Source organism: Curtobacterium sp. MCBA15_008 (assembly GCF_001865065.1).
GTDB lineage: Bacteria > Actinomycetota > Actinomycetes > Actinomycetales > Microbacteriaceae > Curtobacterium.
Genome location: NZ_MJGN01000038.1, coordinates 1 through 11,607, shown reverse-complemented (window position 1 = coordinate 11,607; position 11,607 = coordinate 1). Strand labels below are relative to the sequence as shown.

General features: G+C 69.4%; 10 protein-coding genes and 1 other RNA gene. 1 reads left to right on the top strand and 10 read right to left on the bottom strand.

Translation table 11 applies throughout. The features are described from left to right. Positions 1-126: 126 nt before the first annotated feature. The 10 genes from BIU96_RS14500 to BIU96_RS14455 all read right to left on the bottom strand — a co-directional run bounded on the left by BIU96_RS14500 (position 127) and on the right by BIU96_RS14455 (position 9,369). On the bottom strand, positions 127-1,791 hold the full coding sequence (locus BIU96_RS14500; RefSeq protein ID WP_071293330.1) for an APC family permease: 1,665 nt from the start codon (positions 1,789-1,791) through the stop codon (positions 127-129). 127 nt (positions 1,792-1,918) lie between these two features. Continuing rightward, the gene (locus BIU96_RS14495; RefSeq protein ID WP_071293329.1) at positions 1,919-2,698 is read right to left on the bottom strand and encodes a hypothetical protein; all 780 of its coding nucleotides are present in this window, start codon (positions 2,696-2,698) and stop codon (positions 1,919-1,921) included. A gap of 155 nt (positions 2,699-2,853) precedes the next feature. Beyond that, positions 2,854-3,231: a transfer-messenger RNA gene (gene ssrA / locus BIU96_RS14490) on the bottom strand. 103 nt (positions 3,232-3,334) lie between these two features. Next, a complete protein-coding gene (smpB, locus tag BIU96_RS14485) occupies positions 3,335-3,811 on the bottom strand; it encodes an SsrA-binding protein SmpB (protein ID WP_022907777.1) in 477 nt (158 codons plus the stop codon). 275 nt (positions 3,812-4,086) lie between these two features. After that, positions 4,087-5,001: a permease-like cell division protein FtsX gene (ftsX, locus tag BIU96_RS14480; protein WP_071293328.1), complete on the bottom strand. Its 915-nt coding sequence runs from the start codon at positions 4,999-5,001 to the stop codon at positions 4,087-4,089. Beyond that, positions 4,998-5,756 carry a cell division ATP-binding protein FtsE gene (gene ftsE, locus BIU96_RS14475; RefSeq protein ID WP_071293327.1) on the bottom strand — a complete coding sequence of 253 codons (759 nt, stop codon included), beginning with the start codon at positions 5,754-5,756 and terminating at the stop codon, positions 4,998-5,000. The genes ftsX and ftsE overlap by 4 nt, the downstream gene beginning before the upstream one ends. A gap of 51 nt (positions 5,757-5,807) precedes the next feature. Further along, positions 5,808-6,917 (bottom strand): peptide chain release factor 2, encoded by a 1,110-nt coding sequence (gene prfB, locus BIU96_RS14470; protein WP_071293326.1) that lies wholly within the window; start codon positions 6,915-6,917, stop codon positions 5,808-5,810. A 74-nt stretch (positions 6,918-6,991) separates the two neighbouring features. Next, positions 6,992-7,723, bottom strand: a complete 732-nt coding sequence (locus tag BIU96_RS14465; RefSeq protein ID WP_071293325.1) for a bifunctional 2-polyprenyl-6-hydroxyphenol methylase/3-demethylubiquinol 3-O-methyltransferase UbiG — start codon at positions 7,721-7,723, stop codon at positions 6,992-6,994. Beyond that, positions 7,716-8,171: a hypothetical protein gene (locus tag BIU96_RS14460; RefSeq protein ID WP_139200065.1), complete on the bottom strand. Its 456-nt coding sequence runs from the start codon at positions 8,169-8,171 to the stop codon at positions 7,716-7,718. Before BIU96_RS14460 ends, BIU96_RS14465 begins: the two co-directional genes overlap by 8 nt. 34 nt (positions 8,172-8,205) lie before the next feature. Further along, entirely contained in the window at positions 8,206-9,369 is a 1,164-nt protein-coding gene (locus BIU96_RS14455; protein WP_071293323.1) for a cysteine desulfurase family protein, read from the bottom strand. Positions 9,370-9,429: 60 nt separating this feature from the next. Between BIU96_RS14455 and BIU96_RS14450 the strand changes: the two genes are divergently transcribed. Beyond that, positions 9,430-11,517, top strand: a complete 2,088-nt coding sequence (locus tag BIU96_RS14450) for a glycogen-debranching protein (RefSeq protein WP_071293322.1) — start codon at positions 9,430-9,432, stop codon at positions 11,515-11,517. Positions 11,518-11,607 lie beyond the last annotated feature (90 nt).

The following is an 11,607-nucleotide window of genomic DNA, read 5'->3' as shown; positions in this document are numbered from 1 at the left end:
CGCCCCGCCCGCCCCGCCCTCGGTCCCGCCCGCCCCGCCCTTCCCGCAAAACGCAACGGGAGCGGTTCCTCGCAGCGGTATCCCTCTGCGAGCAACCGCTCCCGTTGCGTCATGCGGTCGGATCGGTCAGTGGTGGACGGGCTCCACGACCCCCGACTCCTCTACATCGCGGACGTCGTCGGCCGTTCGGAGGATCTCCTCGCGGTCGGAGGCGGAGTTGATCGCCCAGTAGTAGATGACCAGCGAGAACACCGCGACCACGACGATGTCGATCCACAGCGGGAACACCGGGTTCGTCAGCGGCCCGAAGTCGCTGAGGAAGACGATGAGGCCCATGCCGATCAGGTAGGGCAGCAACCACTGGGCCGCCTTCCAGTCCCAACGGGGCTGCACGCTCGTCTTCCCTCGGAACACGTTGTTCAGGACGATCACGACGGCGCCGATTAGGATCGCGACGCCGAGCTTCCAGTCCGTGTCCCATCCGGTCCAGAGGATGATGAGGTTCGCGACGATGAACGCGATCGGCGACAGGATCGTCGCTGCGGGCATCCGGTACGGACGCTCGATCTCGGGGATGCGCTTCCGGAACGCCCCGAGGGCCAGCGGAGCCCCCGCGTACATCAGGACCGAGGCACTCGTGATGAGGCTGACGAGCCCCTGCCACGAGGGGAACGGTGCGAAGCACGCGCACCCGACGACGAACGCGACGATCAGTCCGACCCACGGCACGCCCTGCTTCGTCGTCCACTCGAAGGCCTTCGGGAAGTAGCCGTTGCGGCTGAGTCCGTACGAGATGCGGGACGTCGCCGTCACGTAGATGAGGCCCGTGCCCGCTGGCGAGATGATCGCGTCGATGAAGATGATCACGGCGAGCCAGGTGAGGCCCGCCGCCATCGCGATGTCGGCGAAGGGACCGGTGTACTTCGTGAAGTCCGCCGTCGCCCACGAGCCCTGGATCGCGGCCGGGCGCAGCACGCCGAGGAACACGATCTGCAGCAGCAGGTAGATCACGAGGCCGATGACCACCGAGCCGATGACCGCGCGCGGGATGTCGCGCTTCGGGTTCTTCGCCTCGCCCGCCAGCTGGTCCGCCTGCTCGAAGCCGAGGAAGGCGAAGATGATGCCCGACGTCGAGACGGCCGCCAGGATGCCCTTCGCGCCCTCGGGCATGAAGCCGTTCGCCGCGGTGAAGTTCGAGCCGTGGAAGCCGCTGAACGCGAGCACGATGATGACGAGCAGGGGGATGGCGACCTTCCACCAGGTCGCCGCGGAGTTCGTGTTCGCGAGGATCTTGACGCTCAGCAGGTTGATCACCGTGACGACCGCCATCAGCAGGACGGCGACGGCGATGCCGGCGCCGGTGAGGAGCTGCTGCGTCTCACCGTCGACCGTCGTGGTGTGCAGCCACGGGTGCGCGAACTGCCAGTGCTGCGCGTACTTGATCATCGCCTCGACCTCGATCGGGGCGACCGTGACCGACTGCAGCCACGAGAACCAGCCGAACGAGGCCCCGGCGACGCCGCCGAAGGCGATGTGAGGGAACCGTGCCGTCCCACCCGCGATCGGGAACATGCCGCCGAGTTCGGCGTGCACGAGTGCGAGGACGAGGATCGCCACACCACCGATGAGCCACGAGATGATCGCGGCCGGTCCGGCGGTCTTCAGCGCCTCCTGCGAGCCGAAGAGCCAGCCGGAGCCGATGATCGACCCCGTCGAGGCCCAGATGAGCCCGATGAAGCCGACGTTGCGCTTGAGGCCGGAGTCCGGCAGCGCCTGTGTCGTTGTAGCCACTGTTGCTCCTGTCGAGTGAGCGCGGCCCCGCGAACACGAACCGCGCTCATCGACTCTGGCACCGTGTCAGCCGATTGGCCGGATTCTTTAACACGATGGAAACAATGGTGCTGTACAAGCACTCAGGCTACTTCTTGCCCTTCTTGCCGTCCTTCTTCTTGCTGTCCTTCTTCTTGCTGTCCTTCTTCGACGTCTTCTTCTTGTCGTCCTGCTTCTTCGACGACTTCTTCTTCTTCTCGTTCGGCTGCTCGGGCTCGTCGTCGGGGACAGAGGCCGTGTCCGTGTCGTCCTTGTCGTCGGGCAGTGACAGTCCGTCGACCGGTTCGACCACGACCGCGCTGCCGGTGTCCTCAAGCACGTCGACCGCCTGCTCCTCGACGACCGGGGCCAGGGCGTCCTCCACCCGCTCGACGACGAGTTCCGCACCGTCCTCGGCGAGCCGGAGCAGCGCCTGGGCAGCGCGGAGCCGGGTCGTCGACTTCCGGGCGAGCACGTCGGACCGAGCACCCTCGAGGAAGGCTCGGAGCGACCGCTCGACGACCGAACGGCCGCGAGGCGCCGAACGGTCGAGCCGGTCCAGCTCGCCGGCGATACCGGACACGTCGTCCTCGACGTGCTCGTGCCGAACGGACTCGATCAGCGCGGCGACGGCGGCGCCGGCACGCTCGACGGCGGCACTGCGCTGGTCGAGCACGACGAGCATCTCGAAGGTCGAACCGTACGAGAGCGTCTCGAGACGGACCGGTTCGGCCCCGCGCCCTCGGACGACCAGCCGAGCCTCGGGTGTCGGCAGCCACGCGATCACCGCGGCGACCGTGGCGACGGACCCCACGATCCGCTCGTACTCGGCGAGCCCCACTCGCTCCTGCTCGCGCAGACGGACACGGATCGCGATTTCCTGCACCACGTGCGGACCTCTCGTTTCGCCGACCGGCACGAGCGAGTTCCCGCGCCTGCCCCGGAGCGTAGTCCCCCGACGTGACACGACGACGAACGCCCCGCCTTCGTCCTGGGGGACGATGACGGGGCGTTCAGCATGACAGCGGCTCGACGACCGGCGAATGGTGGAGATGGGGGGAATCGAACCCCCGTCCATCGCTGCAATTCGACGTCTTCTACGGGCGTATCCGGATGATTCGTTCTGCTCGGCCCCGTCCTTTGCTACCGGCTTCTAGGACGACGGGCCCAGTCTCAGTGCAAGTCCCGCACGGCCCTGAGGCGCAACCGTGCAGCAAGTCCTCTGGATGACGCCGGAACTCAGGTTAGAAGACGATCACCTGGCCGACGGACTTCATGTGCTGGGCTGCTTACGCAGCGAGAGCGAAGTCAGTGCGCTTGGAATTGGCACTTGTTGTTTTCCACGGATCGTTCACGAGATGACCGTGGGTCCTCGGCCCGCTTCCCGTCGGCACACAGGCAATGTCGAAACCGATCATCCCCATGCGGGCCGGACGTGCGAGCCGCTGTCACGCTGTTGAGTTACCAGGTCGCTCCCGGAGGAGCAGTCCCTCAGTCTAGTCGACCGAGGGCGTCCGCGCCAGCGTCACTCGCCGACGCGGTTGCGGGTGCGCATGGCCCGTTCGGCCTCGCGCTTGTCGGTCTTCTCGCGGAGCGCCTGGCGCTTGTCGAACTCGCGCTTGCCCTTCGCGACCGCGATCTCGACCTTGGCCCGGCCGTCGTGGAAGTAGATCTGCAGCGGCACGAGCGTGTACCCGCCCTGTGCGGTCTTGTGCGAGATCTTGACGATCTGCTGCTTGTGGAGGAGCAGCTTCCGCTTCCGCCGCGGTGCGTGGTTGTTCCACGTCCCCTCGGTGTACTCGGGGATGTGCACCGCGTCGAGCCACGCTTCGCCGCCGTCGATGAAGGCGTACCCGTCGACGAGCGACGCGCGCCCTTCGCGGAGCGACTTCACCTCGGTGCCGGAGAGGACCATGCCGGCCTCGTACGTGTCCTCGATGAGGTAGTCGTGACGCGCACGACGGTTCGTCGCCACGATCTTCTCGCCGCGTTCCTTCGCCATGCGTGTCTCCTCTCGCTGCCCGGTGCTGGTCGACCCGGCGGTGCTGCCAGCCCTACAGACTACTCAACCCACGAGGGGCGGTGCACCTTCCCGGCGTGCCGCGCCTCGTGGGCCGGATCGACCAACGCGCGAAAGCGACAGTTCACCGCGGGATGTTCGCAGCGAACTGTCGCTTTCGCGGTGGAGACCCGTCGGTCGGCGGCGAACTGTCGCTTTCGCGAACGGTGCGAGTGCGGTGCGAGCGCGGCGAGCGCGCAGTGCGGCGCGCGGCCGCGTCAGACCTTGAGGTAGCGGCGGATCGCGATGAGCGCCGAGAGCGCCGCGAGGACGACCCCGATGACGATCACCGCCGGCACCACGATGGCCGCGTCACCCATGCCGATGAACGCCGTCCCGGAGAACCGCTGCGACAGGTAGTTCCGGACGAAGAACCAGACCACCGCCACGATCGCGCCACCCGCGAGGACCGCCCCGATGGCCGCGGCGATCACCCCCTCGAGCACGAACGGTGTCTGGATGAACCGGTTCGATGCACCGACGAGCCGCATGATGCCGAGCTCTCGCCTTCGGCTGAACGCGGACAGTCTGATGGTGGTGGCGATGAGGAGCACCGCGGCGATGAGCATCAACGAGGCGATGCCGATCGCCGTGTACGACGACGCGTTGAGCAGGTTGAAGATGGGTTGCAGGTAGCCGCGCTGGTCGACCACGCTCTGCACGCCGGCGACCTTCGACAGACTCTCGACGAGCACGTCGGCCTGCGACGGGTTCTTCAGGTTCACCCAGAAGGTCTCGTTCAGGTACTCGGGCTTCACGAACTCCGTTGCGGGCGAGTCCTTGAACTGCTGCTTGAAGCGGTCGAACGCCTGGTCCTGGTCCTCGTAGTACGTCTTCTCGATGTACGGCTTGAGGGTCGACGAGTCGAGCTGCTGCTGCACCTGCTGGCGCTGGTCGTCGGTCGCCTTCGCGCCGGTGCAGTTGCCCGTGGTGTCGGTGTCGGTGCAGAGGTAGACCGCGACCTGCGCCCGGTCGTACCAGTACCCCTTCATCTGGTTGATCTGCATCTGGAGCAGGATCGCGGTGCCCACGAAGGTGAGCGAGATGAAGGTCACCAGGACGACGGAGACGACCATCGACGCGTTGCGACGCAGGCCCGAGGCGACCTCGGACATGACGAGCCCGAGCCTCATCGGATGATCCCCGGGATGGTCTGGATGCCGGTGGTGTTCGAGACGCCCGAGCCGCGCTGGATCGGGACGGCCTGGGTCTGGTACCCGCCGGACTGCTCGTCACGGAGGATCGTGCCGTTCGACAGCTCGATGACGCGACGCTGCATCTGGTTCACGATGCTGGCGTCGTGGGTCGCCATGAGCACGGTGGTGCCTCCCTGGTTGATGCGTTCGAGGAGCGCCATGATGCCGGCCGAGGTCGTCGGGTCGAGGTTGCCGGTGGGCTCGTCGGCGAGCAGGATCGCCGGCTTGTTGACGACGGCACGGGCGATCGCCACACGCTGCTGCTCACCGCCGGAGAGCTCGTGCGGCATGCGGGTCGCCTTGCCGGCGAGCCCCACGAGCTTCAGCACGTCGGTGACGGCCTCGCTGATGAAGCCCTTGCTCTTGCCGATCACCTGCAGCGAGAACGCGACGTTGTCGAAGACGTTCTTGTTCGGCAGGAGCCGGAAGTCCTGGAAGACGACGCCGAGGTTGCGACGGAAGTACGGGACCTTGCGCGAGGACAGGGAACCGAGGCGCTGTCCGAGCACGTGGATCTGCCCGCGCGACGGCTTCTCCTCCTTCAGCACGAGGCGGAGGAAGCTGGACTTGCCGGACCCGGATGCACCCACGAGGAAGACGAACTCCCCCTTGAGGATCTCGAGGGAGATGGCGTCGAGGGCGGGACTCGGGTTGCCCGAGTACACCTTGGTGACCTGGTCGAATTTGATCATGACCGGATCAGGGTAGGTCGCCCGCCCTCGAAATCAACCGAGGCGCGCGGCTCAGGACTCCACCGACTGCTTCCGCCAGCGGATGCCCGCGTTGATGAAGCCGTCCAGGTCGCCGTCGAACACGGCTGAGGGGTTGTTCACCTCGTGCTCGCTCCGGAGGTCCTTCACCATCTGGTACGGCGCGAGGACGTAGGAACGGATCTGGTCGCCCCAGCTCGCCGTGATGTTGCCGGCGAGCTCCTTCTTCTTCGCGTTCTCCTCTTCCTTCTTCAAGAGGAGCAGGCGCGACTGCAGCACGCGCATGGCGGCGGCACGGTTCTGGATCTGCGACTTCTCGTTCTGCATCGAGACGACGGTGCCGGTCGGGATGTGGGTCAGGCGGACCGCGGAGTCCGTCGTGTTGACCGACTGCCCGCCGGGGCCGGACGAGCGGAACACGTCGACGCGGATGTCGTTCTCGGGGATGTCGATGACAGCGGTCTCCGGCATGAGCGGGATGACCTCGACCGCGGCGAACGAGGTCTGGCGCTTGCCGGCCGCGCCGAACGGCGACATCCGGACGAGGCGGTGGGTGCCGGCCTCGACCGACAGCGTGCCGAAGGCGTGCGGTGCGTCGACCTCGAACGTCGCGGACTTGATGCCCGCTTCTTCGGCGTAGGACGTGTCCATCACGGTGGTCTTGTAGCCGTGCTGCTCGGCGTACCGCAGGTACATGCGCATGAGCATCTCGGCGAAGTCCGCGGCGTCCACGCCACCGGCGCCCGCACGGATCGTGATCACCGCGGGGCGGTCGTCGTACTCGCCGTCGAGGAGCGTCTGCACCTCGAGATCGCCCATCGTCTTCTGGATCGCCTTGAGCTCGGCGACCGCTTCGTCGGCGGACTCCTGGTCCTCGGCCTCGTTCGCCATCTCGACTAGCACCTCGAGGTCGTCGATGCGCTGCTCGGTGTCGGTGATCTTCTTGAGTTCCGACTGCCGGTGGGACAGCGCGCTCGTCACCTGCTGCGCGTGCTCGACGTCGTCCCAGAGGTCCTGGGCACCGGCCTGCTCGCTGAGTTCGGCGATCTCGCGCTGCAGGCGGTCGACGTCGACCACCGAGCGGATGTTCCCGAAGGTCTCGCGGAGGGCGGAGATCTGCTCGTTGAAGTCCAGTTCGACCATGGTCACCGATCCTACCGGCGCGCGTCCGACACGGCAGACCGCCCTGGAGGCGCGGCTCGCCTCCGCCGGGTCGGTCACCTGGCAGAAGCGGTGACGACCAGGACGGCGGACGAGTCCACGACGGGGCCGCGCCGCCAGTCGCCGAACACCGCGGTCACGGTGAACCCGGCGGCGTCGAGCTGCCGATCCAGCTCGCTGCGCGTCCGGAAGTGGAGCGTCTGGGTCTCGACGACCGTCTCGCCGGTGCGGAGGAACCGGTTCGACGCGATCAGCCGGACGACCCCCGGCGAGACCTCGTCGGCCCTCGACCACTCCTCGAGCGGTCCGTGGGCGGTGTCGCGGGTGGTCCGCTCGCTCGACGTCCACCCGCGCCACGCCTCGGCCGACGGGTTGCGGCTCTCGAACGCCAGGGTCCCGCCGCGTCGGAGTGCCCCGCGCAGGTCCCGGAGGGTGCGTGCCCAGTCCTCGTCGTCGATGTGCTGGGCGACGTTCCCCGTCATGACGGCGAGGTCGGCGGGCTCGTCAGGGCACACCGGGACCTGCCGGCTGTCGCCGAGGATCCACGTCACCGACCCGGCGCCGGGCCGCTGGCGGGCGTGGTCGAGCATGGTGGCCGACGGGTCGACGCCGACGACACGCCGCCCCGTACCGGCGAAGGTCACGGTGAGGATGCCCGTGCCGCAGCCGAGGTCGATGATCGAACGCGCGCCCGACTCGTCGGCGATGGCCCGGTAGAAGTCGTGATCGGGACCGTCCGGGTTGTCGTCGTCGTAGAGGTCCACGAGTCGGCGGTCGTGGTCAGCCATGGTCGGACGGCTCCGCGTCCTCGCACGCCCATCCGGGTGCGAACGCCTCGTCGAGACGTCGGAGCGCTTCCGGGTGCCCCCATCGCTGCACCTCCGAGCAGTCGTCCGATGCTCGAGCGGCGACCAAGCCCCAGCGGCCGACGGTCACCCAGTGGTAGGCGAACCCCGCCCCGGGGTAACTGCCGGAGTTGCCCGAGGACTCACCGACCTGCGTCCGGTAGCCGTCCGGGAACACGAGCTCCTGGCCCAACGGCAGGCAGGCCTGCGGGTCCGTCCCGTCCAGTGTCTCGACGCTCACCGGCGCTGAGACAGTGCACGTCGGCGGCTCGACCGCGTCCGACCCTGACAGCGTGAGGACGCCGTCGCGCTGGCCGGCCGCGACGCAGCCGGACGCCGTCGTCCCCACGAGCACGGCCAACAGCACGACGGCGGACAAGCGGAGGGACACAGCGCCATTGTGCACGAGGCGGAGCGCGTCGGACCTACCGCCCGAGCAACGGCGCCCGCGACGCCATGCCCGCAGCACCTGCACGGGCCACCGCGTCCGGCAGCGCCGCGAGGAACGCGTCGACGTCGGCATCGGTGGTGGTGTGCCCGAGCGTGATCCGGAGCGCACCGCGGGCGTCCTGTTCGGACAACCCCATCGCGAGGAGCACGTGCGACGCCTCGGGCACGCCGGCCTGGCAGGCCGAGCCGGTCGACACGGCGACACCCGCGGCGTCGAGCAGGAACAGCAGCGAGTCGCCCTCGCACCCGGGGAACGTGAAGTGCGCGTTGCCCGGCAGCCGGTCGACCGGGTCGCCCATGAGCACCGCGGACGGCACGGCGGCACGCACACCGGCGACGAGGCGGTCACGCATCGCGGCCACCGGCGCGTGCGGTACCGCCGCCGCGACACCGAACGCCGCGGCCGCCGGGGCGTCCTGCGTGCCGCTCCGGACCTGTCGCTGCTGACCGCCCCCGTGGATGAGCGGCTCGACCGTCGCCTTCCGGCCGAGCACGAGCGCGCCGATGCCGACAGGACCGCCGACCTTGTGCGCGGACACGCTCATCGCGTCGAGCCCCGATGCGGCGAACGAGACCGGGACCTGCCCGTAGGCGGCGACCGCGTCGCTGTGCACGGGCACGCCGGCGGCGTGCGCCAGCTCGACGATCCGGGCCACCGGCTGGATGGTGCCCACCTCGTTGTTCGCCCAGAGGAACGTCACCAGGGCGACGTCCGTGGCGTCGGCGAGTCGCGCCTCCAGGCCGGCGAGGTCGACGCGACCCTGCGCGTCCAACGGGACCACGTCGACGACCGCGCCCTCGTGGCGTTCGAGCCACTCGACCGTGTCGACGGTCGCGTGGTGCTCACCGCCCGGCACGACGATGCGGGGACGCGGCCGGTCCTGCTGCCGGGCCCAGAAGAGCCCCTTCACGGCGAGGTTGATGCTCTCGGTGCCACCGGAGGTGAAGACCACCTCGACGGGGTCGGCGTCGAGCGACGCCGCGACGGCTGCACGGCCGTCCTCGAGCAGCATCTTCGCCTGCTGCCCCGCACTGTGGATCGACGAGGGGTTGCCGACGGTGCCGAGGGCAGCCGTGAAGGCGGCGAGCGCCTCCGGCAGGATCGGCGTCGTCGCGGCGTGGTCGAGGTAGACCGTCAAGCTGCACCCTCCCGAACGAGCGATTCCAGGATACCCGCGGGTCCTCGTACCCTGGTCCTCATGCGCGAGACGGTTGTGGACGAGGTCCCGGGGTTCCACCTGGGGACCGGTGGCGCCCGCTTCTCGGTGCGGTCGGCGACGGCGACCTCGGTCACCCTGGTGGTGGACGGGCGCGGTTCCTTCCCGCTGACGAACACGGGCGACACCTGGGCGGCGGACGTGCCGGGGGTCGAACCGGGCGACACGTACCACCTGCTCGTCGACGGGCCGACCGGGCCGCGGCACGAGTTCGACGCCTCCCGGCCGCTCCTCGACCCGGCCGCGCGCGGGATCGCACCGGCGGCGCGCGACGCTGCGGGTGCGGGCGCGGGCGCGGGCGACGCGACGGGCGCGACGGGTGCTGCGCGCTGGACGAGCGTCGTGGTCGACGAGTCCTTCGACTGGGGCGGCGTCGTCAAGCCGCGCACCCCACTCGACCGGACCCTCGTGTACGAGGCGAACGTCCGGACCTTCACCGCCGCGAACCCGCACCTGCCCGAGGACCTGCGCGGCACGTACGCCGGCATTGCGCACGAGAGCACCATCGCGCACCTCCACCGCCTCGGCGTGACGACGCTCGAGCTCCTGCCCGTGCACGCGTTCGACACCGAGCACTGGCTGCAGGACGCCGGCCGCGAGAACGCCTGGGGCTACAACACCCTCGGGTTCTTCGCCCCGCACGCGGCCCACGCCTCCGCCGGTGCCCGGGCAGACGGGGCCTCGGCGGTCCTCCGCGAGTTCAAGGGGATGGTCCGGCTGCTGCACGAGGCCGGCATCCAGGTCGTCCTCGACGTCGTCTACAACCACACCGCGGAAGAGGGCCAGGGCGGTCCGACCTCGTCGCTCCGTGGCATCGACGGGGCGAACCGGTACCGGTGGGCGCCGGCCGACGAAGCCGCGTCTTACTTCGACACCACGGGCTGCGGGAACACCCTCGACACCTCGGTCGAGGCGACCGCGGACCTCATCGTCGACAGCCTCGCGTACTGGGCGCGCGAGGTGCAGGTCGACGGGTTCCGCTTCGACCTGATGGCAGCGCTCGCCCGCGACGCCCACCACGTCTTCGATCCGCAGCACCCGCTCCTCGACCGGATCCGGAACCACCCCGACCTGCAGGACGCGCTCGTCATCGCCGAACCGTGGGACGTCGGGCCCGACGGCTGGAAGACCGGTTCCTTCGGCGCGGCAGGAGACCACACGAGCGAGTGGAACGACGGGTTCCGCAACACGGTGCGGCAGTTCTGGCTGACCGACATCGCCGAGGAGCGCCGCAACGGCACCCCCGCCACCGGCATCGGCGCGCTCGCCGGCGCCCTGACCGGGTCGCGGCACCTGTTCGGCACCGCCCGTGGTCCGCTCGCGGGGATCAACTTCGTCACCGCCCACGACGGCTTCACGCTGCTCGACCTGGTGTCGTACGACGGCAAGCACAACGAGGCGAACGGCGAGGAGAACCGCGACGGCTCGAACGACAACCGCTCGTTCAACCACGGGATCGAGGGCGACACCGCCGACCGCGGCGTCCGAGCCGCCCGTGGCCGCTCGATGCGGAACCTGCTCGGCACGCTGATGCTGTCGGCCGGGGTGCCGATGCTCACGGCCGGTGACGAGCGGAGCCGGACCCAGCACGGCAACAACAACGCCTACGTGGTGTCGGAGGACCTCACGCCGGTGAACTGGTCCGACGACGAGGACACCGAGGCCATGACCGAGGTGGTCGCCGCGCTCGCCCGGCTCCGGGCAGCGCACCCCGCGCTCCGGCCGACGCGCTTCGGGGTCGAGGGGCAGGAGACACCGGGGGCGTCCCGGATGTCCTGGTACGGGCCGGACGGCCACCCGATGACGCTCGAGGGGTGGGACCAGCCGATCCACCGGGCGCTGCAGTACTTCGTCGAGTCGACGCCGGAGCACGAGCCGTACGACCGCGTGCTCGTCGTCGTGCACGGCAGCGGGCGCACGCGCGACCTCACCCTGCCGGTCCGCGAGGACGTCGTCGGCTACCGGCTCGTCTGGTCGAGCGAGAAGCACCGCGACCACGAGCGGCTCCGTCCCGCCGGGCAGGTCTTCACGGCGTACGGGCCCGGGATCCACGTCTTCGAGATCGCGTAGCTCCGGGCGCGCGTCGCGGACGTCGGTCCGTCGCGCCAGTCGCGCCCGTCCCGCCAGTCGCGCCCATCGCGCCCGTCGCGCCCGTCCCGC

Excerpts from the sequence above, each read along its gene's own strand:
- smpB (WP_022907777.1), bottom strand. The coding sequence starts at position 3,811 with ATGGCGAAGGAACGCGGCGAGAAGATCGTGGCGACGAACCGTCGTGCG.
- ftsX (WP_071293328.1), bottom strand. The coding sequence starts at position 5,001 with ATGAGGCTCGGGCTCGTCATGTCCGAGGTCGCCTCGGGCCTGCGTCGC.
- ftsE (WP_071293327.1), bottom strand. The coding sequence starts at position 5,756 with ATGATCAAATTCGACCAGGTCACCAAGGTGTACTCGGGCAACCCGAGT.
- prfB (WP_071293326.1), bottom strand. The coding sequence starts at position 6,917 with ATGGTCGAACTGGACTTCAACGAGCAGATCTCCGCCCTCCGCGAGACC.
- BIU96_RS14465 (WP_071293325.1), bottom strand. The coding sequence starts at position 7,723 with ATGGCTGACCACGACCGCCGACTCGTGGACCTCTACGACGACGACAAC.
- BIU96_RS14450 (WP_071293322.1), top strand. The coding sequence starts at position 9,430 with ATGCGCGAGACGGTTGTGGACGAGGTCCCGGGGTTCCACCTGGGGACC.